Source organism: Streptomyces sp. NPDC051976, from assembly GCF_040680795.1.
GTDB lineage: Bacteria > Actinomycetota > Actinomycetes > Streptomycetales > Streptomycetaceae > Actinacidiphila.
In genome coordinates, this window is sequence record NZ_JBFAXL010000044.1 from 19,824 (window position 1) to 42,201 (window position 22,378).

General features: G+C 72.5%; 22 protein-coding genes and 2 tRNA genes. 11 read left to right on the forward strand and 13 right to left on the reverse strand.

From position 1 onward, the window contains the following. Nucleotides 1–114 precede the first annotated feature (114 nt). Entirely contained in the window at nucleotides 115–687 is a 573-nt protein-coding gene (locus tag AB0M29_RS32625) for an XRE family transcriptional regulator (protein WP_365389287.1), read from the forward strand. Here AB0M29_RS32625 and AB0M29_RS32630 read toward each other — a convergent pair. Next, the gene (locus AB0M29_RS32630; protein ID WP_365389403.1) at nucleotides 626–1,306 is read right to left on the reverse strand and encodes an alpha/beta family hydrolase; all 681 of its coding nucleotides are present in this window, start codon (nucleotides 1,304–1,306) and stop codon (nucleotides 626–628) included. The genes AB0M29_RS32625 and AB0M29_RS32630 overlap by 62 nt on opposite strands. Before the next feature lie 64 nt (nucleotides 1,307–1,370). Further along, entirely contained in the window at nucleotides 1,371–2,186 is an 816-nt protein-coding gene (locus AB0M29_RS32635; RefSeq protein ID WP_365389288.1) for an SOS response-associated peptidase, read from the reverse strand. A 51-nt stretch (nucleotides 2,187–2,237) separates the two neighbouring features. On the opposite strand from AB0M29_RS32635, the gene AB0M29_RS32640 reads away from it, so the two are divergent. From AB0M29_RS32640 to AB0M29_RS32655, 4 genes are all read left to right on the forward strand, one after another. Beyond that, complete coding sequence (locus AB0M29_RS32640) at nucleotides 2,238–2,951, forward strand: M50 family metallopeptidase (protein WP_365389289.1); 714 nt, start codon at nucleotides 2,238–2,240, stop codon at nucleotides 2,949–2,951. A 120-nt stretch (nucleotides 2,952–3,071) separates the two neighbouring features. After that, complete coding sequence (gene aroA, locus AB0M29_RS32645) at nucleotides 3,072–4,406, forward strand: 3-phosphoshikimate 1-carboxyvinyltransferase (RefSeq protein WP_365389290.1); 1,335 nt, start codon at nucleotides 3,072–3,074, stop codon at nucleotides 4,404–4,406. A 9-nt stretch (nucleotides 4,407–4,415) separates the two neighbouring features. Further along, complete coding sequence (gene rsgA, locus AB0M29_RS32650) at nucleotides 4,416–5,417, forward strand: ribosome small subunit-dependent GTPase A (RefSeq protein WP_365389293.1); 1,002 nt, start codon at nucleotides 4,416–4,418, stop codon at nucleotides 5,415–5,417. A 132-nt stretch (nucleotides 5,418–5,549) separates the two neighbouring features. Then, nucleotides 5,550–5,873: a multidrug efflux SMR transporter gene (locus tag AB0M29_RS32655; RefSeq protein WP_365389296.1), complete on the forward strand. Its 324-nt coding sequence runs from the start codon at nucleotides 5,550–5,552 to the stop codon at nucleotides 5,871–5,873. Between the two features lie 7 nt (nucleotides 5,874–5,880). Here AB0M29_RS32655 and AB0M29_RS32660 read toward each other — a convergent pair whose 3' ends face one another. Continuing rightward, nucleotides 5,881–6,501, reverse strand: coding sequence for a helix-turn-helix domain-containing protein (locus tag AB0M29_RS32660; protein ID WP_365389298.1), 621 nt, complete (start codon nucleotides 6,499–6,501; stop codon nucleotides 5,881–5,883). Nucleotides 6,502–6,633: 132 nt separating this feature from the next. Between AB0M29_RS32660 and hisN the strand changes: the two genes are divergently transcribed. From hisN to AB0M29_RS32675, 3 genes are all read left to right on the forward strand, one after another. Beyond that, entirely contained in the window at nucleotides 6,634–7,431 is a 798-nt protein-coding gene (gene hisN, locus AB0M29_RS32665; protein WP_365389302.1) for a histidinol-phosphatase, read from the forward strand. 136 nt (nucleotides 7,432–7,567) lie between these two features. Beyond that, complete coding sequence (locus AB0M29_RS32670) at nucleotides 7,568–7,975, forward strand: CBS domain-containing protein (RefSeq protein WP_365389305.1); 408 nt, start codon at nucleotides 7,568–7,570, stop codon at nucleotides 7,973–7,975. Between the two features lie 269 nt (nucleotides 7,976–8,244). Beyond that, entirely contained in the window at nucleotides 8,245–8,655 is a 411-nt protein-coding gene (locus tag AB0M29_RS32675; RefSeq protein WP_365389308.1) for a Fur family transcriptional regulator, read from the forward strand. Here AB0M29_RS32675 and AB0M29_RS32680 read toward each other — a convergent pair. The 5 genes from AB0M29_RS32680 to AB0M29_RS32700 all read right to left on the reverse strand — a co-directional run bounded on the left by AB0M29_RS32680 (nucleotide 8,621) and on the right by AB0M29_RS32700 (nucleotide 15,504). Then, nucleotides 8,621–10,015, reverse strand: coding sequence for a HEAT repeat domain-containing protein (locus AB0M29_RS32680; RefSeq protein ID WP_365389311.1), 1,395 nt, complete (start codon nucleotides 10,013–10,015; stop codon nucleotides 8,621–8,623). The two genes, AB0M29_RS32675 and AB0M29_RS32680, sit on opposite strands and share 35 nt — an antisense overlap. Nucleotides 10,016–10,202: 187 nt before the next feature. Then, nucleotides 10,203–10,276 (reverse strand) — tRNA-Met (locus tag AB0M29_RS32685). Nucleotides 10,277–10,365: 89 nt separating this feature from the next. Next, nucleotides 10,366–12,306 carry a tetratricopeptide repeat protein gene (locus AB0M29_RS32690; protein ID WP_365389314.1) on the reverse strand — a complete coding sequence of 647 codons (1,941 nt, stop codon included), beginning with the start codon at nucleotides 12,304–12,306 and terminating at the stop codon, nucleotides 10,366–10,368. A gap of 168 nt (nucleotides 12,307–12,474) precedes the next feature. Continuing rightward, nucleotides 12,475–12,548: transfer RNA gene (locus tag AB0M29_RS32695), tRNA-Met, on the reverse strand. Between the two features lie 64 nt (nucleotides 12,549–12,612). After that, nucleotides 12,613–15,504, reverse strand: coding sequence for a UPF0182 family protein (locus AB0M29_RS32700; RefSeq protein WP_365389405.1), 2,892 nt, complete (start codon nucleotides 15,502–15,504; stop codon nucleotides 12,613–12,615). 132 nt (nucleotides 15,505–15,636) lie between these two features. Between AB0M29_RS32700 and AB0M29_RS32705 the strand changes: the two genes are divergently transcribed. After that, nucleotides 15,637–16,197, forward strand: coding sequence for a PPA1309 family protein (locus AB0M29_RS32705; RefSeq protein WP_365389317.1), 561 nt, complete (start codon nucleotides 15,637–15,639; stop codon nucleotides 16,195–16,197). A 59-nt stretch (nucleotides 16,198–16,256) separates the two neighbouring features. Here AB0M29_RS32705 and AB0M29_RS32710 read toward each other — a convergent pair whose 3' ends face one another. From AB0M29_RS32710 to AB0M29_RS32725, 4 genes are all read right to left on the reverse strand, one after another. Further along, nucleotides 16,257–17,336 (reverse strand): PDZ domain-containing protein, encoded by a 1,080-nt coding sequence (locus AB0M29_RS32710; RefSeq protein ID WP_365389320.1) that lies wholly within the window; start codon nucleotides 17,334–17,336, stop codon nucleotides 16,257–16,259. A 69-nt stretch (nucleotides 17,337–17,405) separates the two neighbouring features. Beyond that, nucleotides 17,406–17,600, reverse strand: a complete 195-nt coding sequence (locus AB0M29_RS32715; RefSeq protein WP_365389322.1) for a hypothetical protein — start codon at nucleotides 17,598–17,600, stop codon at nucleotides 17,406–17,408. A gap of 117 nt (nucleotides 17,601–17,717) precedes the next feature. Continuing rightward, complete coding sequence (locus AB0M29_RS32720) at nucleotides 17,718–18,209, reverse strand: molybdenum cofactor biosynthesis protein MoaE (protein WP_365389325.1); 492 nt, start codon at nucleotides 18,207–18,209, stop codon at nucleotides 17,718–17,720. Nucleotides 18,210–18,297: 88 nt separating this feature from the next. Beyond that, the gene (locus AB0M29_RS32725) at nucleotides 18,298–19,401 is read right to left on the reverse strand and encodes an SDR family oxidoreductase (protein ID WP_365389328.1); all 1,104 of its coding nucleotides are present in this window, start codon (nucleotides 19,399–19,401) and stop codon (nucleotides 18,298–18,300) included. A 152-nt stretch (nucleotides 19,402–19,553) separates the two neighbouring features. On the opposite strand from AB0M29_RS32725, the gene AB0M29_RS32730 reads away from it, so the two are divergent. Next, the gene (locus tag AB0M29_RS32730) at nucleotides 19,554–21,023 is read left to right on the forward strand and encodes a zinc-dependent metalloprotease (RefSeq protein WP_365389330.1); all 1,470 of its coding nucleotides are present in this window, start codon (nucleotides 19,554–19,556) and stop codon (nucleotides 21,021–21,023) included. Further along, entirely contained in the window at nucleotides 21,020–21,550 is a 531-nt protein-coding gene (locus AB0M29_RS32735; RefSeq protein ID WP_365389333.1) for an NUDIX hydrolase, read from the forward strand. The genes AB0M29_RS32730 and AB0M29_RS32735 overlap by 4 nt, the downstream gene beginning before the upstream one ends. Before the next feature lie 51 nt (nucleotides 21,551–21,601). Here AB0M29_RS32735 and AB0M29_RS32740 read toward each other — a convergent pair whose 3' ends face one another. Further along, entirely contained in the window at nucleotides 21,602–22,366 is a 765-nt protein-coding gene (locus AB0M29_RS32740) for an AIM24 family protein (protein WP_365389336.1), read from the reverse strand. Nucleotides 22,367–22,378: the final 12 nt, after the last annotated feature.

The following is a 22,378-nucleotide window of genomic DNA, read 5'->3' on the forward strand; positions in this document are numbered from 1 at the left end:
GTTCTTCCGCCTCGCACAACACCACCGCCGGTGCCGTCATTCCCAGGAGTCCGTTTTCGTGCGCTTACGGCAACGTGGATTGCCGGTGCGGCAAGGCGTGGCACCATCGACAGCATGGATGACGTGGAGCGGACGCTTGCCGAGGTCGGGCCGAGGCTGCGGGCGGCGCGGCAGGAGCGCGGGGTGACCCTGGCGGCGCTCGCCGCCGCCACCGGCATCTCGGTCAGCACCCTGTCGCGGCTGGAGTCGGGGCAGCGCCGCGCCTCCCTGGAGCTGCTGCTGCCGCTGGCCCGCGCGCACCAGATCCCGCTGGACGAGCTGGTGGGCGCGCCGGAGGTCGGCGACCCGCGGGTACGGGCGGTGCCGCGCAAGATGGAGCACATGACCGTACTGCCGCTGACCCGGCAGCCCGGCGGACTCCAGGCGTACAAGATGATCATCGATCCCGGGCCGCCCGAGGAACAGCGCACCCATGAGGGCTACGAGTGGGTGTACGTGCTCTCCGGGCGGCTGCGGCTGCTGCTGGCCGACAAGGACCTGGAGCTGCGGGCGGGCGAGGCGGCGGAGTTCGACACCAGGCTGCCGCACTGGTTCGGGCCGGCCGGGTCGATACCCGTGGAGGTGCTCAGCCTTTTCGGCCGCCAGGGCGAGCGGATGCATGTCCGAGCCCGGCCAGCCAGTCGGTGACGGCCCCGGTGAGGACGGCGAGCGCCTCCTCCTCGGTGATCTCCGCGCGCTTGGGGACCGCGAAGCCGTGGTCCCCGTACGGCACCTCCACCGGCGCGTAGCCCTCGGGGAACTCCGCGGGCCGCCCGAAGGGGTCGTTGCCGCCCTGCACGATCAGCAGCGGGCAGGCGGAGGCGGCCAGGAACAGCTCGTCCTCGCGGGACTTCTCCGGCTTCCCCGGCGGGTGCAGCGGGAAGGACAGCGCGAGGACGGCGGCGGCGCCCAGCTCCCCCGCGGTACGGCAGGCCACCCGCGCCCCGGCGCTGCGGCCGCCCGCGATCACCGGTAGTCCCGGCGCGGCCAGCAGGGGCCACAGCGCCGTCCAGCCGGTGTCCAGGGTCTTCGGCGCGGGCGCGATCTTCTTGCCCGCCACCCGCCACGGCTGCTCCACCAGGGCCACCGTCACCCCGCGGGCGGGCAGCGCCCCGGCCAGCGCCACCAGGTCACGCGCCCCGATGCCGCCGCCCGCGCCGTGCGAGACCGCCAGCACAGCCCGGGCGCGGCCGCGCGCCCGGTGCCAGGTGATCCGCGCCTCGCCCGCCGGGGTGCCGACCAGCTCCACGTCCGGCTTGTCCGTCATCTCCGCCATTCCCGCTCCCGATCCCGCCACTGCCCTCGCCGGCGCCGCTTCCGCCACGCCGCTGTCAGAACAGCGTCTCCTCCTCCGGCGCGGGCAGCTCGTCGAGCAGTTCCGGGCCGTTGTTGCGTACGTTGCTGACGCCCGTCCCCACCGGGTAGGCCCGCATCAGGCCCGGCGCCGGGGCGGTGAGCAGGGCGCGTATCTCGTCCTCGCCGGTGGTGGCGGGGTCCAGCCAGGACGCCCAGCGGTCCGGCGTCATCATCAGCGGCATCCGGGGGTGGATGTCGGCCAGCGCCCGCGGGCCCTCGCCCGCGTACCCGGCCAGCGGGGTGGTCTCGGCGGCGGTGGTGAGCACCGAGCAGGTGGTCCACCAGGCGCGCGGGTGGTCGTCGGGCAGGGTGCGGTCGCGCCAGAACTCGTAGAGCCCGGCCATCGCCATCACCGAGCCGTCGGCGGGCGTCACGAAGTAGGGCTGCTTGCGGGCCCGCTTCTTCTTGCCCTGCTCCTCCAGTGCGCGCTCGTCCTCGGCGGTGACCCACTCGAAGTAGCCGTCGGCGGGCAGCAGGCAGCGGCGGGTGGTGAGGGCGCGGCGGAAGCTCGGCTTCTCGTGCGCGGTCTCGGCGCGGGCGTTGATCATCCTGGCGCCGCCCTCGGGCGTCTTCGCCCAGGACGGGACCAGACCCCAGCGCAGCGCCCGCATCTGCCGCACCGGCTCGGTGGAACCGGAGTCCCGCACCGGACGGTCCAGTACGGCATAGACGTCCTTCGTCGGCGCCACGTTCCAGTCAGGGGCGAGGGCCTCGGTGGGATCCCACTGACGGACTTCGAAGAGTCCTGCGAGATCCTCTGGTTTCCGGCTCGCCGCATATCGACCACACATAGCTGCCACACTGCCACGACCGTGGCCCCGAGAGGCAAGGACCAGCGAGGAATGAACGTCGCGAGCATCACCGAGATGTGGGACCGGCTGACGGGGACCCAGCCCGACCCGTCGCGCTGGCTGATCGGGGCGACCGCGCTGCTGGCGCTGGCCGCCGTCATGACGCACGGGGTGTGGCGAATAGTGCGCAACGCGGTGACCATCGCGCACGAGGGCGGGCACGGGCTGCTCGCGCTGCTCACCGGGCGCCGCCTGGAGGGCATCCGGCTGCACTCGGACACCTCGGGCCTGACGGTCTCCCGCGGCAAGCCGCACGGCCTGGGCATGGTGCTGACCGCGGCCGCCGGGTACACCGCGCCCCCGCTGCTGGGCCTCGCCGGCGCCGCGCTGCTCGCCGCCGGGCACATCACGGCGCTGCTGTGGGGCGCGACCGCGCTGCTGCTGGTGATGCTCGTGATGATCCGCAACGCGTACGGGGCCGTGACCGTGGTGATCACCGGCGCGGTCTTCCTGCTGGTGTCCTGGCTGACCAAGGCGCAGGTGCAGGCGGCGTTCGCCTATCTGGTGGTGTGGTTCCTGCTGGTGGGCGGCGCCCGGCCGGTGGCCGAACTGCAGCGCACCCGGCGCCGCGAGCGCTCGGGGTCCTCCGACGCCGACCAGCTCGCCCGGCTGACGCACACCCCGGCGGCGCTCTGGCTCTTCGTCTTCTACGCGGTCGCGATCTGCTCGCTGGTCGGCGGAGCGCGCTGGCTGCTGCTGCGGTGACGGGGGTGACCGGTGACGCGGGAGCGGCGGTCAAGCGGCGGTGACGCGTCCGGTTTCCAGCGGGTTTCGACGTATTCCGCGGCCTGTCTCCCCCTACCCGAGCCACTACGCTTGGGCCCCATGACCGACAGCACCGAGCAAGCCCCACTCTGGCCGGCCCCGACCGCGCCCGGTGCCGTGGACGCGACTGTCACGGTGCCCGGTTCGAAGTCGGTGACCAACCGTGCCCTGGTGCTGGCCGCCCACTCCTCGGAACCGGGCTGGGTGCGGCGCCCGCTGCGCAGCCGGGACACCGTCCTGATGGCCGACGCGCTGCGCGCCATGGGCGTGCAGATCGACGAGACGGTCAACCCGGACGGCGGCGAGGCCTGGCGGATCATCCCCACCGGGCTGCACGGCCCGGCCCGGATCGACGTGGGCAACGCGGGCACCGTGATGCGCTTCCTGCCCCCGGTGGCGGCACTCGCCGACGGCCCGATCCGCTTCGAGGGCGACGCACGGGCCTACGAGCGCCCGCTGCACGGCGTGATCGACGCGCTACGGGCGCTGGGCGCCCGGGTGGACGACGAGGGCCGCGGTTCGCTGCCGCTGACCGTGCACGGCGCCGGTTCGCTGGACGGCGGCGCCGTCCAGGTGGACGCCTCCTCGTCGTCGCAGTTCGTCAGCGCCCTGCTGCTGTCGGGACCGCGCTTCAACCAGGGCCTGGAGCTGCGCCACACCGGCCGTACGCTGCCGTCGCTGCCGCACATCCGGATGACCGTGGACATGCTGCGCAAGGCCGGGGCCAAGGTGGACACGCCGGAGGACGGCGGCACCCGTGACATGTGGCGGGTGGCGCCGAGCGCACTGCTCGGCCGGGACCTGACGGTGGAGCCCGACCTGTCCAACGCGGCGCCCTTCCTGGCCGCCGCGCTGGTCACCGGCGGCCGGGTGACCGTGCCCGACTGGCCGCGCCGCACCACCCAGGCGGGGGACGCGCTGCGCGGCATCCTCACTCTGATGGGTGGCACGTACGAACTGTCCGACCGCGGGCTGACCTTCACCGGCACCGGCCGGATCCAGGGCATCACCGCCGACCTGCACGAGGTCGGCGAACTGGCCCCGGTGATCGCGGCGGTCGCCGCGCTGGCCGACGGCGAGTCCGAGCTGTCCGGCATCGCCCATCTGCGGCTGCACGAGACGGACCGGCTGGCCGCGCTGGCCAAGGAGCTCAACGAACTCGGCGGTGACGTCACCGAGACCGAGGACGGGCTGCGGATCCGCCCGCGCCCGCTGCGCGGCGGAATCTTCCACACCTACGAGGACCACCGGCTGGCCACCGCCGCCGCGGTGCTCGGCCTGGTCGTGGACGGCCTCCAGGTGGAGAACGTGGCGACGACCGCCAAGACGATGCCGGAGTTCCCCGAGCTGTGGACGGCGATGCTCGCCGGCAGCCGACCCACCGGACGGGGCTGACGCTCCGCCATGCGCCGCTACGGAAAGAACCCCGACGAGGACGACGTCCGCGTCCGCCCCAACGCCAAGGGCACCAGGCCGCGTTCCACGATCCGGCCCAAGCACGAGGACGCCGCCGAGGCGATGGTGCTCACCGTCGACCGCGGCCGGCTGACCGTACTCGTCGACGACCGCGAGGTCGTGGCGATGAAGGCCCGTGAGCTGGGCCGCAAGTCCGCGGTGGTCGGCGACCGGGTGGCCGTGGTCGGCGACCTGTCGGGCACCAAGGACACGCTGGCCCGTATCGTCCGGGTCGAGGAGCGCAGGTCGGTGCTGCGCAGGACCGCGGACGACGACGACCCGTACGAGCGGGTGGTGGTCGCCAACGCCGACCAGCTCGCCATCGTCACCGCGCTGGCCGACCCCGAGCCGCGGCCCCGGATGATCGACCGCTGTCTGGTCGCCGCCTACGACGCGGGCCTGGAACCGCTGCTGGTGCTCACCAAGTCCGACCTCGCCCCGGCCGCGCCGCTGCTGGAGACATACGGCGCGCTGGACCTGGCGTATGTGGTGACCAACCGGGAGGACTTCCTGACCGGCGGCGTCGACGCGATCCGGGAGCGGCTGGCGGGGCACGTCACCGCCTTCGTCGGGCACAGCGGCGTCGGAAAGACCACCCTGGTCAACGCGCTGGTGGAGCGTCAGCGCACGACGGGCCTGGTCAACGCGGTCACCGGCCGCGGCCGGCACACCACCACCTCGGCGCTGGCACTGCCGCTGCCCGGCGACACCGGCTGGGTGATCGACACCCCGGGCGTACGGTCGTTCGGCCTGCACCACATCGACCCGTCGCGGGTCATCCACGCCTTCCCCGACCTGGAGCCGGGCACTGAGGAGTGCCCGCGGGCCTGCTCGCACGACGAGCCGGAGTGCGCCCTGGACGCCTGGGTGGCCGCGGGCCACGCCGAACCCGCCCGCCTCGACTCCCTGCGCCGGCTGCTGGCCACCCGCGAGCGGCGCGAGGGCGACTAGGCGGCTGTCCGGCGGATCGTGCGCCACTTCACCCGACCGGCACGCGCTTTCCCGGCCTGCTGTGTGATGATCGACAGCGCATCGCGCATCGCAACGGAATCGACGCGACACGACGGGAACGGGAGGCACCCGATGGCGTGGCTGCTGGTGGTGGTGGCGGGTTTCCTCGAAACCGGCTTCGCCGTCTGCCTCAAGCTGTCGCACGGCTTCACCCGTATCTGGCCGACCATCGCCTTCTGCCTGTTCGCGCTGGGCTCGTTCGGCCTGCTCACCCTGTCACTGAAGAAGCTCGACGTCGGCCCGGCGTACGCGGTGTGGACCGGCATCGGCGCCGCGGGCACCGCGATCTACGGCATGGTCTTCCTCGGCGACCTGGTCTCCACCCTGAAGCTGGTGTCGATCTCGCTGGTGATCGTGGGCGTCATCGGCCTGCAGATCTCGGGCTCGGCGCACTGACGCCCGCTCAGGTACCGGCGCCGCCCTCGGGCGCGGGCCACGACAGCAGGCTTCTGACCAGCTGGGCCACCCGCAGGCACGCCGCCTCGTCGGTGGCCGCCGGGGCGATCACGTAGGACAGGGTCAGCCGGATGGCCGCCTCGCAGGCCCACGCGATGTCCTTGTGCCGCAACCGCGGCTGGCCGCGGACCAGCGCCGCGACCGTACGGGCCCGCAGCGCCTCGACCAGGTCGGCGGGGCCCGCCGCCCGGCCGGGGAGGGCGGCGACCAGGGGATCGCGGGGCAACGGCACCCGGTCGGTGTGCTCCCCGGTGAGCGCGGCCTTGACCACCGGGCTGCGCCGGGCGGTCCGCAGCGTCCAGCCCGCGGCGCCGGCGAAGCACTCCCCGGCGTCCGCGCCGACCCGCTCCGCGGCGGCCAGGGCGCGGTCCACCCCGGCGAGGTAGTCGTCGGTCTCCCGGCGGGCCAGCGCGCGGGCGAGCCCTTCCTTGCTGGTGAACTCGTTGTAGAGGGTCTGCCGCGACACCCCGGCGGCGGCGGCCACCTCGACCATCCGGACCTCGGTCCACGGCCGGTCGCCGAGCGCGGCGAAGGCTGCGTCCAGTAGCGATTCCCGCGCGGTAGGCATCGTCGCCTCCAAGGCGCCGCACCTCGCGGACGCCGGCCGTGCGATGAGAATTGACGCGGCGGCCGACTCTGTCAAGGTCTCACGCAGCGGGCATGATGGCCGGGACCAGGCGAGATCGCTACTGTTCGCCCTATGCCCGAATTCAACGACGACCTGCGTCTCGCCCATGTGCTGGCCGATGCCGCCGACGCCGCCACCATGGACCGCTTCAAGGCCCTCGATCTGAAGGTCGAGACCAAGCCGGACCTGACGCCGGTCAGCGAAGCGGACAAGGCGGCCGAGGAGCTGATGCGCGGTCAGCTCGGGCGGGCCCGCCCGCGGGACGCGGTGCTCGGCGAGGAGTACGGCAGCCACGGCACCGGGCCGCGCCGCTGGATCGTCGACCCCATCGACGGCACGAAGAACTATGTGCGCGGGGTGCCGGTGTGGGCCACGCTGATCGCCCTGATGGTGCGCGGCGAGAACGGTGACGAGGGCGTGGTGGGCGTGGTGTCGGCGCCCGCGCTCGGCCGCCGCTGGTGGGCGTCGAAGGGCGGCGGGGCGTACACCGGCCGCAGCCTGTCGTCGGCGACCCGGCTGCACGTGTCCCAGGTCGGCAAGCTGGAGGACGCCTCCTTCGCGTACTCCTCGCTGACCGGCTGGGAGGAGCAGGGGCGGCTCGACGGGTTCCTGCACCTGTCGCGCAACTGCTGGCGGACCCGCGGCTACGGCGACTTCTGGCCGTACATGATGGTCGCCGAGGGCTCGGTGGACATCTGCGCGGAGCCCGAGCTGAACATGTGGGACATGGCGGCGCCCGATGTGATCGTGCGGGAGGCCGGCGGCCGTTTCACCTCGCTGGACGGCGAGCCGGGCCCGTTCGGGACGAACGCGGCGGCGTCCAACGGCCTGCTGCACGAGGAACTCCTGGGGTATCTGGGCCGCGCGTAGAGTCGCGGCCGGGCCGCGCGGGAGCCTCGCGCGCCCCCTTGCCCCGCCCCCTGGTCGGTGTGACGATGAAGGTGCCCCCGCTTGTGAACTTGTGAATTCGTTCACGGAACGGATTCAGTCCAGGAGGTGCCTGTCCATGCTGGTCCGCGACGCCATGAGTACGGTGGTCCTCACCATCGGCCCCGCCCACACCCTCCGCCAGGCCGCCCGGCTGATGTCCGCCCGCCGTGTCGGCGCGGCCATCGTCCTCGACACCGACAGCTGCGCCCTCGGCATCCTCACCGAGCGCGACGTGCTCAACGCCATCGGCGCGGGGCTCAGCCCCGACCACGAACTCGCCCAGGCCCACACCACGACTGACGTCGTGTTCGCCGCCCCCCGGTGGACCCTCGAGGAGGCCGCCACCGCCATGGTCCGCGGCGGCTTCCGCCATCTCATCGTGCTCGACGGACACGACCCGGTGGGGGTCGTCTCGGTCCGCGACATCATCCGCTGCTGGGCGCCGGAGCACGCCACCGGCACGACCGCCGCCGTCACCGTCTGACCCCGCGGCCACCGTACGACGAAGGGGCCGGAGCCCAATGGCGTCCGGCCCCTCCGGCCTTACGGAAAGCGGCAGTTCGGGCGCGGAGGGCCTTGGACCGCTGCCTCCAGCCGCTTGCCGTAGTCGGGGTCCGCCCGGCGGAAGCCGCCGGTCACGCCTTCGCATCTCAGGCGTATGACCAGATCCTACAATGGACAGAGTCCAAGTCAAGAAAAGAGACAGTCACGGACTCGTTCGAATCCGAACACCCCACTGTTAGGCTGATGCGCATGAGTGACCTGCTGGAACGCCTGCGCGAACGCGGCTGGCGGCTGACCGCCCAGCGGCGGGTGGTCGCCGAGGTCCTCGACGGCGACCACGTCCATCTGACCGCCGACGAGGTGCACGCGCGTGCCATCGAACGGCTGCCCGAGATCTCCCGTGCCACCGTCTACAACACCCTGGGCGAGATGGTGACCATCGGCGAGATCATCGAGGTCGCCACCGACGGCCGCGCCAAGCGCTACGACCCCAACGCCCACCGTCCGCACCAGCACCTGGTGTGCTCCGGCTGCGGCACCATCCGCGATGTCCACCCGCACGGCGACGCGCTGGCGGCGCTGCCCGCGCACGAGCGTTTCGGCTTCGCGGTCTCCGCCGTCGAGGTCACCTACCGGGGGCTGTGCCCCGACTGCTCGTAACCCCGGGACTCACCGGGCTCAGCGGATCCGGCCGTCCCGAGCCGCTGCCGATGCGTTCGGCGGCCCGGCGGACGGCCGGTTCCGTACGGGTCCTGCCGACCCATAACGTCTCGGCCGGCACGTCCTGCGGCACCCGGGCCAGCGCCTCGAAGACCTCGCGGGCCACGCCCGGATCGCGGTCGGTCGCCAACGGACCCAGCAGGGCGACCAGTTCGGCGGGCTGGGCCAGCCGCCCCACCGCGCGTGCCGCGGCCCGCCGCACCATCGGCGGCCACGACTCGCCGTGGTCGCGGTCCCGCGGCCCGAGCAGCCGCATCAGCAGCGCCGCGTCACCCGCGTCACCGCACTCCCCGAGCCCCGCCGCCAGCCCGGCCGCCAGCCGCGGCGAGGTCGACCGGCCTGCCTTGCGCAAGTGCCTGCGGTAGACGTCGGCGGGCGGCTCACCGCGCCGGTAGAGCTGCCAGCGGGCCTGCGCCCGCACCATCCGGGCCCGGTCGGCCAGCGGCGGCACCAGCCGGGTGGCGGGCACGTCCGGCGGCAGCGCGGCCACCGCCAGCTCCCGCACCCCCGCGCTGCGCGCCCACATCAGGCGCCCCGCCTGGTCGGGGTCGAGTTCCAGCAGCCGCTGCGCGCAGAGTTTGCGGCACACCTGGTCGTGGTCGTGCAGCGCGGTCCGCAGCAGGTCGCCGCGGACGTACTGGCCGAGATCGAGGGCGAGTTCCACGCCGAAGCGGCGGGCCAGCGGATCGGAGTCGGCGGCCAGGGCGCGGACCGCGCGGCGGTGCGGCGGCTCGCTCAGCACCGCCCGATAGTCGGCCAGCAGACCGCCCGCCCGGCTGCGCCGGCCCAGCCGCAGCAGCACCCGGACCGCGGCCGCGACCTCGTCGGGGGCGTTCCTGGCGACCAGCGCGGCCACCGCGTCCTCCCGCACCTCGGGCACCCAGTCGACGGTCCGCAGCGCGAGCGCGCCCACCGCCAGCGGTCCGCCGCAGCCCGCGAGGCCGGTCACCGCGGCGGCGCGGACCCGGCCGTCCTGGTCGAGGGAGGCGAGCAGCAGCCGGAGCGGGTCGGCGGAGCCGTAGCCGGTCGGCCGCGGGCCGCTGAGACCGGGGCGGGCGTGCCGGTCGAGCACCAGCAGCAGATCGGCCGGAGCGCGGCTGAGCGCCTCGACGGCGGCGGCGCGGTCGTACGGCGGGCCGGTGTCCCGGACCGCGCGCAGCTGGGTGAGCAGGATCACCGCGTCCTCGCGCCGCCCGTCGGCGGTGGCCTCGCACCAGCGCGTCCAGCGTTCGGTGTCCACGGTGAAGCCCGCCGCGGCCTCACGGCCCGTTCCGGATCGCCCCCGCCGTCTGCGCAGCAATCCCGCCTCCTTGCCCCGTCGTACCCGACCAGGATGGCCCGCCCGCGCACCAGGACCAAGACGGATCGGCGGGACTTTGCCCGAATAAGAAGTGGCCGGGACCATTGGGGCAAGTGGGACACGGGACGCGACGCGCGCGGACAGGAAGAAGGCCCGGAAGCCATGGCTTCCGGGCCTTCTCCAACAGTAGCGGGGACAGGATTTGAACCTGCGACCTCTGGGTTATGAGCCCAGCGAGCTACCGAGCTGCTCCACCCCGCGTCGTTGTGCCCTCACTGTAGACCAGCGCCGCTGAGCAGTGCAAATCAGTAAGTGGGTGGGGTCCGGACGCCGGACCCCACCCCTTCTTCTTACGCCGTCAGCTCGTGCTTGACCGCGTCGGTCAGCCGGGCGGCGCGCTCGGCGACCTCGGCCGGGCCGCAGGCGATGGCACGCGCGCACCAGGACTGCGCCTCGGCCAGCTCACCGTGGCGAGCGGCCAGCAGCGCCATCCGCAGCGCGGCGCGGCCGTGCCCCGCGTCGGCGGCACGGGTCCACCACAGCGCCGCCTCGGGCTCGGCGCCCTCACGGGCCAGCAGCAGCCCGAGGTTGAAGGCGCCGTTGCGGGAGCCCGCCTCGGCGGCCCGCCGGTACCAGTGCGCCGCGGCCACCACGTCGCCCCGCTGGGCGGCGCACATGCCGAGCCGCACCTGGGCGCGGCGGTGCCCCTGCTGGGCGGCCCGTTCGTACCACTCCTCGGCCTCGACGCAGGTCTCCGCCTCGGCCGTGCCGCCCTCCTGCTGCCCCTCCCGCTCGCGCCGGTCGAGCAGCGCGCCGAGCCGGAACGCCGCCTCCGGGCTGCCACCGCCCGCGGCGCACCGCAGATGGCGCTCGGCGCCGTGGTGGTCGCCCTCGCGCTGGAGCGCTATGGCCACCTGGAGGGCCGCCTCCGAGTGACCGGCGGCGGCCGCCCGCTCGTACCAGCCGCGGGCGGCGTCGCCGTCCTCCCGGCTGGCGTGCAGGATGCCGAGGTTGAAGGCGGCGTCGATGCTGCCCGCCTCGGCGGCCTTGGAGAACCACGGCTCGGCCCCCGCCGCGTCACCGCGCTGCAGCAGCAGCACGGCCAGCGCGTTGGCGGCCTCGCGGTGCCCGGCGTACGCGGCCTTGCGGTACCACTGCTCGGCCTGGGCGGTACGGCTCTGGCCCGCGCAGAGCAGGCCGAGGTTGTAGGCGCCGTTGATGTCGCCCGCGTCCAGGGCCGTGCGGTACCACCGCTCGGCGGTCTGCGTCTCGCCCTCCTGGGCGTGCAGCGCGCCGAGCGCGTTGGCCGCGTTGCCGTCGCCCGCCTGGGCGGCGCGGCGCCACCAGGTGGCGGCCTGGTCGATGTCGCCCGCGTCGCGCAGCAGGAACGCCAGCGCGCAGGCGGCCCGCGCCTCGCCGTCCCTGGCGGCCGTGAGGTACCAGCGCGCGGCCTCCTTCAGCTCGCCGCGCTCCTCCAGCAGGGTGCCGAGCCGCAGCGCGGCCCGCCGGTGGCGGCGCGCGGCGGCCTGCCGGAACCACTGCTCGGCCTCCCGGTTCTGGCCGCGGTCGGCGCAGATCCGGGCGAGCCGGTAGGCGGCCTCGCGGTGGCCGTGCTCGGCTGCGGCGTGGAACCAGCGCTCGGCGCCGACGTCCCGCCGGTGGTCGAGCAGGTCGGCGAGGGCGTACGCGCCCAGCGTGTGGCCGGACTCGGCGGCGTGCCGCAGCCAGTACTCGGCCGCGGGCTCGTCGCCCCGCTCGCGGTAGTAGCGGCCCAGCGCGTGCGCCGCGGGCGCGGAGCCCGCGACGGCGGCGATCCGCCACCACCCGGCCGCCTCGTCCGCGTAGCCGCGCTGGTGCAGCAGCAGCGCCAGGTTGTTCGCGGCGGCGCGGTCCCCGTGGGTGACCGCCGCGCGCAGGTACGGCTCGGCGCCGTCGAGGTCGCCGCGGCGCAGCAGCAGGGTGCCCAGCGCGCTCATCGCGCCCGGGTCGCCCTGGTCGGCCGCGCGGCGGTGGCGCGCCTCGATCTCGGCCTCCTCGCGGAGCGCGAGGCCCTCCTCGTCCGGCAGTTCGGCCAGTCCGGCGGGCTCGGGAAGCTCAGCGGCGCTCAGCGCACGTGTAGCGGTCTCCTGAACGGTCCCCTGTGTGTCGGTGGCACCGGCGTCCTCCCCTGGACGCGGCGCCGGCAGCAGCGCGGAAACGGTCGCGGGCGTCGACATGTCGCCCGCCGACCCGCGCTGTTCGCGGATCTGACGAGTATTCAGCAGTCTTGCACCATCCCCCATGAGGTCCATCGTCGCACCACCCGCTACCGGCGTACACCTGGTATACCGCAACCCGATTGGTCACTACAGCGTTTTGTCGACTTCCCGACAAGGCGTCACGCCAAACCCTACTCCGCGAAGATCCCCCGTAACAGTGAAGAGGCCCGAAGTCAGTTGACTTCGGGCCTCTTCGAGCAGTAGCGGGGACAGGATTTGAACCTGCGACCTCTGGGTTATGAGCCCAGCGAGCTACCGAGCTGCTCCACCCCGCGACGGTTTTCGTTGCGTTCTGAGTGCAACGCTACCACGTCGCGGAGTGTCGCCCGTTCGGTCCGATCAGCCGCCCTTGGTCCCGTTGGCCGGGCTCTTGGTGCCCTTCTCCGCGTCCTGCGCCGCCTTGAGGGCGTCGGCGAGCCGCTTCTGGGCCTCGCCGTACTTCACCCAGTCCGACGCCTTCAGGGCCGCCTGACCGTCGTCGTACGCCTTCTGGGCGTCGGCCAGGGCCTGTTGGAGGGTCGGGTTGACGGTCGTCGTCGGTGGCGGCTTGGTGGTCGAACCGCCGGTGTCGGCCGGCGGTGGGCTCGCGCCGTTGCCGAAGACCACGTCCAGCGCCTTGCCGAGGGTGTCCTCGAACGCCATCTTGCCGCCGAAGTTGACGAACACCTTCTTGAGCAGCGGGTAGTCGGTGTCCGCGCCGCGCACGTACACCGGCTCCACGTACAGCAGCCCGCCGTCCAGTGGCATGGTGAGCAGGTTGCCGTACTCGATCGTGGAGTCCTTGCCCTTGAGCAAGGTGATCGTCGGGGCGAACTGCGGCTCGGAGTTGAACTTGCTCTGCACCTGTTGCGGCCCGTCGACCTGGGCGTTCAACGGGAGTTTGAGCACCCGCATCTTGCCGTAGTCCGGACTGGTCGCGTTGGCGTCCACCGCCATGAACGCCGACAGGTTGCTGCGCTTGTTCGGCGTGAAGGTGGTGGTCAGCGAGAACGACTGGTCGCTCTGGTCCGGCATCTTCATGCTCAGGTAGTACGGCGGCACCGCCTTGCCCGACTTGGACGCCGGGTCGTCCGGCACCTGCCACACCTCACTGCCGCTGTAGAACTGCGCGGCCTTGGTGACGTGGTAGCGGGTGAGCAGCTGCCGCTGCACCTTGAACAGGTCCTGCGGATAGCGCAGATGCGCCATCAGCTCCGGCGAGATGTCGGACTTCGGTTTCACCGTGTGCGGGAACGCCTTCATCCAGGTCTTCAGCACCGGGTCCTGGGTGTCCCACTGGTAGAGGGTCACCGTGCCGTTGTACGCGTCCACGGTCGCCTTGACCGAGTTGCGGATGTAGTTGACCTGGTTCTGCTGCGCGATGACCTCGCGCTGGTTGTCGGTGAGGGAGTCCGCGGTGGTGTCTCCGAGCGTGGTGCGCGACGCGTACGGATACCCGTTGGTGGTCGTGTAGGCGTCCACGATCCACACCACCTTGTGGTTCACCACGGCCGGGTACGGGTCGCCGTCGATGGTCAGCCAGGGCGCGACCGCCTCCACCCGCTCCTTGGGGGTGCGGTTGTAGAGGATCTTCGACCCCTTGCCGATCGCCCCGGAGTAGAGCATCTGCGGCTCGCCGAACGTCACCGCGTACGCGGCCCGCGTGACCGGGTTGTTCAGGCTGACGCCGCCCGTGCCGTCGTACGTGAACGGCTTCTCGCCGTCCTTGTCCGCGTAGTCGAGCTCCGGCGTGGGACCGCCGACGATCGAGTACTGCTTGGTCTGCTCGCCGAAGTAGATCCGCTGCTGGTACGAGCCGAGGTCACCGCTGGTCGGCAGGTCCTGCTCGGTGTACACCGGCTGGCCCGAGGGGTCGCTGGCGGTGGCGGTGGTGCCCTTGGCGGCGATCAGGCCGAAGCCGTGGGTGTACTTGAAGTGGTCGTTGATCCAGTTGTTCTCGGGGATGCCGTTGATGTTCAGCTCGCGCAGGCCGACCACGGTGTCCTGCTCCTTGCCGCCGGTGGTGTACCGGTCGACGTCGAGCGTGGACGGGAAGGAGTAGTAGCTGCGCGACTGCTGCATCTGCTGGTACGTCGGCGAGACCACGTTCGGGTCCAGCACCCGCACGCTGGCGGTGCTGTTGGCGTCCGCCCGCAGCGTCCCGTTGGCGGCGCCACTGGTGCCCGCGTAGTCGCTCACCTGGCTGTCCGCGATGCCGTACGCGGCCCGGGTCGCGTCGATGTTCTTCTGGATGTACGGCGCTTCCTTGGCCGCTTCGTTCGGCTGCACCTGGAACTTCTGCACGATGGCCGGGTACAGGCCGCCGATCAGGATCGCGGAGAGCACCATCAGGCCGAAGCCGATCATGGGCAGCGACCAGGTGCGGCGCCATAGCGTCGCGAAGAAGAGCAGGGCGCAGATGACCGCGATGCAGAACAGGATCGTCTTGGCGGGCAGGTACGCGTTCGCGTCGACGTACCGCAGGCCGGTCCAGTTGTCGGTGGCCTTGAAGCCGCTGGACTTCACCGCCAGCCCGTAGCGGTCCAGCCAGTAGGCGACCGCCTTGAGCGAGACGAACACGCCGAGCAGCACCGACAGATGGCCGGTGGCGGCGGCGGTGGCCCGGCCGCCGGGCGAGGTGATGCGCAGCCCGCCGTACAGGTAGTGCACCAGGGCGGCGGCGACCAGCGACAGGACCACGGCGGCGAAGCCGAAGCTCAGCAGGAAGCGGTACCAGGGCAGGTCGAAGGCGTAGAAGGAGACGTCCTTGTGGAACTGCGGGTCCTTGACGTGGAACTTGGTGGCGTTGGTGGTCAGCAGCCACAGCCGCCACTGTCCCGAGGCAGATCCGCCGGCGATGAGCCCGACCACCGCGCAGATCCCGAGCAGCACCCACTTCTTGTACGGCGCGACACCCATCCGGTACCGGTCGAGGCTCTGCTGCTCCACCGACATCGCGCTGAGCGGCGGCCGCAGCCGGTGCGCCAGATAGATGTTCAGCCCCACGGCGCCGGCCATCAGCAGGCCGAAGACGAAGAAGAGACCGACCTTGGTCCACAGGGTGGTGGTGAAGACCGACGAGTAGTGGACCGAGCGGTACCAGAGCCAGTCCGTCCAGAACCCGGCGAACATCACGAACGCGATCATCAGCGCGGCGAGTATGCCGAGGGTGATGAGCAGCGTCCGCGTCCGCCGGGACGGGCGGCCCACTCTGATCCGCGGCCCGGACGGCCCGCCGCCACGGTCCGGCATCTGGAATACCAAGGTGCGCACCTCGAAATGTCAGTGTTTCGCGGGGGTCCCGGGTCGGATCCCCACAGGTGCAACTTACCTACGCTTTAGCCGGTTCCCGATTCCGCCCTGGGAAGAGGCAGGATATTGACCATGTCCAACATTGCGACCGATGGTGCACCGCTCGCGGGAAGCCCGCTGACCCGTGCCGTTCTGGAGATCGACGACTACGCGTCCGGTCTCGGCTGGGACCAGCCCGCGCGGCTGTTCGCCCTCGTCGACACCGCGCAGCTCCGTACCCAGGAACCCGGCCTGGCCGACCAGCTCGGGCTGGGGGCCGACGAGACGACCGCGGGGGCGCTGACCCCGATCGAGCAGGACGAGCTGCCCGCGGGCACCCCGCTCGACGAGTTCCTGGCGACGATCGCCTGGCCCGAGGTGATCGCGGGCTGCGCCCTGACCGTGGAGCGCCTGATGCTGCCGCCGTCCGCCGAGACGGCCATCCCGGAGGGCCTGGACGACGCCTCCCTGGCCTCCTGGGTGGCCGCCCACCCCGAGCGGCAGGAGGTACGGATGACGGTGGCGGTGCTCCGCGACGGCGCCCGCGAGTCGGCCGTACGGCTGCGCGCGAAGGACTCGCCGACCGAGGTGCTCACCGGCTCCGAACTGGTGCCGGGGCTGGCGGAGGCGCTGACGGCGACCTTCGAGGGCTGACGGGGCGCGGGGCGGGCCCGGCGGGCCCGCCGGGGGGGCGGCCCGGGGCGGCCCCGGGCTCAGCTCTTGCAGCTCGGCAGCGCCGCGACGTTCCCCGACTTGATGTCCTTGAGCGCCGCCATGGCGTCGTCGAGGGTCTTCACCTTCACCAGGGTGAGGCCGGAGGGGATGTCCTTGGCGGCCTCCTCGCAGTTGTCGGCCGGGGTGAGGAAGTACTTCGCGCCCTTGTCCCGGGCGCCGATCGTCTTGAGGCTGATGCCGCCGATCGGCCCGACGTTGCCGGTGTCGTCGATGGTGCCGGTGCCCGCGACGAACTTGCCGCCGGTCAGGTCGCCGGGCGTGAGCTTGTCGATGATCCCGAGCGCGAACATCATGCCCGCGCTGGGGCCGCCCACATCGGCGAGCTTGATGTCGATGGTGAACGGGTAGATGTGCTCGATCCCGGCCGAGATGCCGACCACGGCCCGCCGCGGGCCCTGGTCGTGGGAGACCCGGGTGGTGATCGTCACCTGCTGCGGGGTCTGCTGGCCCGCGGGCTTCTTGACCTCGGCCGCGGGCACGATGGTGAAGACCACCTTCTCGCCCGGCTTGTGCTTGGTGACCAGCCCGGCGACCTGGTCGGCCTCCTTGACCTGGGTGCCGTCGACGGCCTTGATCTCGTCGCCCGCGTGCAGCACGCCCTCCGAGGCGGCGCCCTTGACCACGGTGGCGACGATCACCCGGGAGCCGACCGGGATGCTCAGTTCCTTGAGCGCGGCGACCTTGGCGCTGTCCTGGGACTGGCTGAACTCCTCGGCGTTCTCCTGGTCGGCCTGTTCGGCGGTCTGCCCCTGGGGGTACAGGGTGTCGTGCTCGACGACCTTGTCGTCGTGCCGCGCCCAACCGAGCACCGCCTCGACCAGGTTCATCGAGTAGTCGGCGCCGGTGACCCGGACCGTCGTCATGTTGAGGTGACCGGAGGCCGGGTAGGTCTTGCGCCCGGTGATCTGGATCACGGTGTCACCGGCGTAGTCCCCGAGGGTGTTCACCGTCGGTCCCGGTGACATCTCCGCGTACGGCGCCCGCGCGATCAGCGCGACGGACAGCAGCACTATCAGCGTCAGTGTCGAGGCGAGCAGCGTCGCGGTGCGGCGGGGCATGCCCCCGACCCTACGGGACCGGACCGGCAACCGGCTCCCGGGGTGAGTCCGCTCGGGTGCGGGCCGGCGTCAGGCGGGCTCGGTGTCCGGCTTCTGCGTCGGCTCCGGCCGTACCGCCTCGCCCTGCATCGCCTCGCGGAACCGCTCGTAGCCCGCGAGGGAGGCGCCGTCGCCGCTGGAGCGGGCACGCGTCGCCCAGCGGGCCCAGGCGGCTGCGCAGATCGCGCCGACCACCGGAATGATCAACCATGCGAGTGCTGCCACTGTGAACTCCCGACCCACGTACACCAAAACGGACTTATGAGCAGATTAACCGCTCTGAAGACCAACGTTCTGGCGACGCACGGGGTTACGCAACCGCAGTGAGCGCCCCTCGGCGTGCTATGCGCCGACCCATTCGTCGGTGCCGTCGGTGAAGGTCTGGTGCTTCCAGATCGGAACCTCGCCCTTGAGGTCGTCGATCAGGCGCCGGCTGGCCGCGAACGCCTCGCCGCGGTGCGGGCAGGAGACCGCCACCACGACCGCCAGATCGCCCACCCGCAGTTCACCCACCCGGTGGACGGCCGCCAGCGCGCGGACCGGGAAGTCCGCGGCGACCTTCTCCGCGACCCGGCGCAGCTCGGCGAGGGCGCCGGGGTGCGCGGAGTACGTCAGCCCGGTCACCCCGGCGGCGGAGGCGCCGTCGTGGTCGCGCACGGTGCCGACGAAGAGCGTGGTGCCGCCCGCGGCGTCGTCCCCGACCGCCGCGAAGACCTCGTCCACCGACAGCGGGGTGTCGCGGATCGCCAGCAGACGGATCGGTCCGCCCTGGTCCTCGGTGGAGCCGGTGCCGGGCGTCGTGCCGGTCTCGCGGTCTTCGTGCTGTGGTGCCATGTCGCCCATGCTGCCTCATCTGCCCGCGATACGGAAAGTGTCTTCCACGCCAGGACTCCCCCACGGTCCGGGGAGGGAGTGGCGGCGCTCAGATGCCGCGGCGCCTGCGGGCCCTGCGTACCGCGGCCGCGGCGCCCACCAGGGCGACCGTCGCGCCCGCGGCGCCCAGCGCGGTGGCGTCCTTGCGCCCGATCCGGCGGCCCGCGACCGAGTTGCGGCCCGCGACCTCCTCGAGCAGCTCGGCCAGCACCTCCTCGTTGGACCACTGCGGCCGCCAGCCCGCCTCGTGCAGACGGCTGCCGCTGACCACCCAGGGGTGCATCGTGTACGCCAGGTCACCGGCGGGCGACGGGGTCAGGCCCAGGCGGTGCAGCCGGGAGGCGGCGCCGAAGGCGATGGCCGGCGGCAGCTCCATACGCCGGATCCCGGTCAGCTCCTCGACCTCCTCCTGCTCCAGCCAGCCGTCGCAGCCGACCGCCATCTCGCCGTCCACCTTCTCCAGGACGGCGTATTCCAGCGCCGACACCAGGTCGTCGACATGGCAGAACTGCCAGCACGGCCTGCTGCCCGCCACCACCAGCAGCCGCGGCGACTCGAAGTACCGGGTGAGCGCGGTGTCGGTGCCGCCGACCAGGACCGCGGGGCGCAGGATCGTCACATTGAGGCCGGGGTGGGCCCGCGGCGCGCGGCGGCCGAGGCGCTCGATCTCCATCAGGTCCTCGACGAAGCTGGCCTCCGAGGTGGCCCGCAGCGGGGCGTCCTCGGCGAGCGGCACGTCGTTGTCGGCCTGGGCGCCGTAGACCATGGCGGAGGTGCACAGCACCACCCGGTGCACGCCCGCCGCGGCCGCCGCCGTGAGCACGGTCTGCGTGCCGCGCACGTTGAAGGCGGACCTGGCCTTGGCGTCGGACGTCAGGTCCAGGTCGAGCGCCAGGTGGACGACGACGTCGGCGCCGCGCAGTTTCTCGGCGATCGCGGGGTCGCGCACATCGAGCACCCGCCAGGTCGCCCCGGGCACGTCACCGCGCCGCTCGTCGATCGCCACGACCTTCCTGACCTGGTCGGACTCCACGAGCCGCAGCGCCAGGTGGTGCCCGACGCCGGAGGCGGCGCCGGTGATCGCGACCACCGGTCCCGTTCCGGCCCTGGCGGCGCTCCGCTCTGGGCGAACGTGTCCTTCTGGGGAACTCACCGGGTGTCTCCCACGGTTGATTCAGGTACGAGGTGCGGCTGCCGTATGGCATCGGTATGACATCGGTACGCAGCCATCCTGCCCGACAGGTGTCTAGGCTGGAGGTACAGCCCGCACTCCCAGCCCATCACAACACAGAGCCGAGGAATCCCGTGAGTGACATCCCATTCGGATTCGGCGTCCCTCCCGAGGAGCCCGAGGACGGGGACGACGGTCGGCAGAACAAGGGCGGCGGCAAGGACGGCGGCCAGAGCGGACCGCCCAACCCCTTCGGATTCGGTGACAACCCCTTCGGCGCGGGCGGCGGCGACAACCCGTTCGCGGCGATGTTCGGCTCGCTGAACCCCAACGACCTCGGAGCCGCCTTCCAGCAGCTCGGCCAGATGCTGTCGTACGACGGCGGGCCGGTGAACTGGGACATGGCCAAGGACATCGCCCGCCAGACCGTCGCCCAGGGCACGCCGGACGGCGTCAAGGACGCGACCGTCAGCGCCTCCGACCGCACCTGGGTGCAGGAGGCCGTGCGCCTGGCCGACCTGTGGCTGGACGGCGCCACCTCGCTGCCCTCCGGCGCCGGGTCCGCGGTCGCGTGGAGCCGCGCCGAGTGGGTCGAGGCGACCCTCCCGGTGTGGAAGGAGCTGGTCGATCCGGTGGCCGAGCGGGTCGCCGGCGCGATGGGCGATGTGCTGCCGGAGGAGATGCAGGCCATGTCCGGGCCGCTGCTCGGCATGATGCGCTCCATGGGCGGTGCGATGTTCGGCTCCCAGATCGGGCAGGCGCTCGGCACCCTGGCCGGTGAGGTGGTCGGCTCGACCGACGTCGGGCTGCCGCTCGGCCCGGCGGGCAAGGCCGCGCTGCTCCCGGCGAACGTCGCCGCGTTCGGCGACGGCCTCGGCGTCCCGCAGGAGGAGGTGCGCCTCTACCTGGCGCTGCGCGAGACCGCCCACCAGCGGCTCTTCGCCCATGTGCCGTGGCTGCGCGCCCATCTGTTCGGCGCCGTCGAGGGCTACGCGCGCGGTATCAAGGTCGACACCGCGCGGCTGGAGGAGGCCGTCGGCCAGCTCGACCCGTCGCAGCCCGAGCAGCTCCAGGAGGCGCTGCAGCAGGGCATGTTCCAGCCCGAGGACACCCCGGCCCAGAAGGCGGCGCTGGCCCGTCTGGAGACGGCGCTGGCCCTTGTCGAGGGCTGGGTAGACGCGGTCGTGCACGAGGCGGCCGCGCCGCATCTGCCGTCCGCGGGCGCGCTGCGCGAGACGCTGCGCCGCCGCCGCGCCACCGGTGGTCCCGCCGAGCAGACCTTCGCCACCCTGATCGGCCTGGAGCTGCGCCCCCGCAGGCTGCGGGACGCCTCCCGGCTGTGGGCCTCGCTGACCGACGCCCGCGGTGTCGACGGCCGTGACGGCCTGTGGGCGCACCCCGACATGCTGCCGACCGCCGCCGACCTCGACGACCCGGACGGCTTCGTGCACCGCGAGACCGTGGACTTCTCCGAGCTGGACAAGATGCTCGGCGAGGCCGCGAGCGGCGGCAAGGACCGTAAGGACGACGCCGGCGACCGTACGGACAAGGACGCCAAAGACGACGCCAAGGGCAGCGACGAGGACGGCGACGGCGAGAAGTGAGCGGGCTGCACGCGGACGCCGTCGGCGTCCTTGAGGGCTGGCGCGCGCCCGACGAGGGCCAGGAGCGGCTCCGCGAGGAGTATCTGGCGCATCTGGGCGCGCACCCCGACGGGGTGTGGAAGCCCTGCCGGGACGGGCACATCACGGCGAGCGCCCTGGTGATCGACCCGTCCCGGGAGCGGGTGCTGCTCACCCTGCACGCCAAGCTGCGGATGTGGCTGCAGATGGGCGGCCACTGCGAGCCGGAGGACATCTCGCTGGCCGCGTCCGCGCTGCGCGAGGGGACCGAGGAGTCCGGTATCGAGGGGCTGCGGCTGCTGCGCCCCGAGCCGGTCAACCTCGACCGGCACCTCACGCCCTGCGCCTGGCATCTCGATGTGCAGTACGCGGCCCTCGCGCCGCGCGACGCGGCCGTGGCGATCAGCGACGAGTCGCTCGAACTGCGCTGGTTCGGGTACGACGAGGTGGCCGAGGTGGCCGACAGCTCGGTGGTGGGCCTGCTGGCCAGGACCCGCGCGCTCCTCTGACCGCGGCCCCGGGCCTGCCCGGCGCACCGGGCAAGCTCGGGATGCCGGGCGTCAGTTGGACCAGATGTTGCCCTGGTTCTGGCCGTGCGCGCCGTGCTGGCCCATGCCGTACTGCGCGCGCAGCCCCTGGCCGATCACCGCGTTCTGCGGCGGCATCAGCTCGCTGGGCTGCACCAGGACGTATCCCTGGCCGACGAAGTTCAGCTCCCAGCCCTCGCCGGTGTTGCCGCGGCGGCGGAAGACCGAGGAACTGCTGGTCTGCGCCTGCATCTGGACCCGCAGGCTGGTCGACCAGGCGACCACCGCGTCCGCGTCGCAGGACACGTACTTGTCGGGCGTCACCGGCATCAGCAGCGGCTTGCCCGAAGTCATCAGGGCCACCTTGCCGCGCCCCGAGATGTTCAGGTTGTAGGCGCCGGTGCCGGACAGGCCGAACTGGCTGTCCACGGCGATCACGTCGTAGTGCAGCCCGGAGTCGAGCGCCAGCACATAGGCGCTGTCGACGGTCAGCCCCTCCTGGTCGACGTCCAGGACGTGGATCTGCTGGGCCAGGTTGGCCAGGTAGACGGTGCCCTGCCCGGAGCAGCGCATCAGGTCCAGGCCCTCGCCGGTGAACCGCCGCGCGCCGCGCTGGCCCTGCGACTGGTACTCGCCGTCGAACTCGATCATGCCCTGGTACGCGACCATCGACCCTTTGCGGGCCAGGCAGTCGGGGCCGGTGTTGCCGTCCAGCTTCACCCGCAGCAGGTACGAGTTCTGCAGGGTGTAGTGGTCCTCGCTCTGGACCTCGGTGAATGCGAAAAGCGGGCTCTGCATGATGCTCTGTTC

Bases quoted from the DNA above. Each gene is read 5' to 3' on its own strand.
- AB0M29_RS32635 (WP_365389288.1), bottom strand. From the start codon at position 2,186: ATGTGTGGTCGATATGCGGCGAGCCGGAAACCAGAGGATCTCGCAGGA.
- AB0M29_RS32720 (WP_365389325.1), bottom strand. From the start codon at position 18,209: ATGGCACCACAGCACGAAGACCGCGAGACCGGCACGACGCCCGGCACC.
- AB0M29_RS32740 (WP_365389336.1), bottom strand. From the start codon at position 22,366: ATGCAGAGCCCGCTTTTCGCATTCACCGAGGTCCAGAGCGAGGACCAC.
- AB0M29_RS32690 (WP_365389314.1), bottom strand. From the start codon at position 12,306: ATGGACCTCATGGGGGATGGTGCAAGACTGCTGAATACTCGTCAGATC.
- hisN (WP_365389302.1), top strand. From the start codon at position 6,634: ATGCCCGAATTCAACGACGACCTGCGTCTCGCCCATGTGCTGGCCGAT.
- AB0M29_RS32640 (WP_365389289.1), top strand. From the start codon at position 2,238: ATGAACGTCGCGAGCATCACCGAGATGTGGGACCGGCTGACGGGGACC.
- AB0M29_RS32655 (WP_365389296.1), top strand. From the start codon at position 5,550: ATGGCGTGGCTGCTGGTGGTGGTGGCGGGTTTCCTCGAAACCGGCTTC.
- AB0M29_RS32670 (WP_365389305.1), top strand. From the start codon at position 7,568: ATGCTGGTCCGCGACGCCATGAGTACGGTGGTCCTCACCATCGGCCCC.
- AB0M29_RS32660 (WP_365389298.1), bottom strand. From the start codon at position 6,501: ATGCCTACCGCGCGGGAATCGCTACTGGACGCAGCCTTCGCCGCGCTC.
- AB0M29_RS32710 (WP_365389320.1), bottom strand. From the start codon at position 17,336: ATGCCCCGCCGCACCGCGACGCTGCTCGCCTCGACACTGACGCTGATA.
- AB0M29_RS32625 (WP_365389287.1), top strand. From the start codon at position 115: ATGGATGACGTGGAGCGGACGCTTGCCGAGGTCGGGCCGAGGCTGCGG.
- AB0M29_RS32675 (WP_365389308.1), top strand. From the start codon at position 8,245: ATGAGTGACCTGCTGGAACGCCTGCGCGAACGCGGCTGGCGGCTGACC.
- rsgA (WP_365389293.1), top strand. From the start codon at position 4,416: ATGCGCCGCTACGGAAAGAACCCCGACGAGGACGACGTCCGCGTCCGC.
- aroA (WP_365389290.1), top strand. From the start codon at position 3,072: ATGACCGACAGCACCGAGCAAGCCCCACTCTGGCCGGCCCCGACCGCG.
- AB0M29_RS32630 (WP_365389403.1), bottom strand. From the start codon at position 1,306: ATGACGGACAAGCCGGACGTGGAGCTGGTCGGCACCCCGGCGGGCGAG.
- AB0M29_RS32705 (WP_365389317.1), top strand. From the start codon at position 15,637: ATGTCCAACATTGCGACCGATGGTGCACCGCTCGCGGGAAGCCCGCTG.
- AB0M29_RS32700 (WP_365389405.1), bottom strand. From the start codon at position 15,504: ATGCCGGACCGTGGCGGCGGGCCGTCCGGGCCGCGGATCAGAGTGGGC.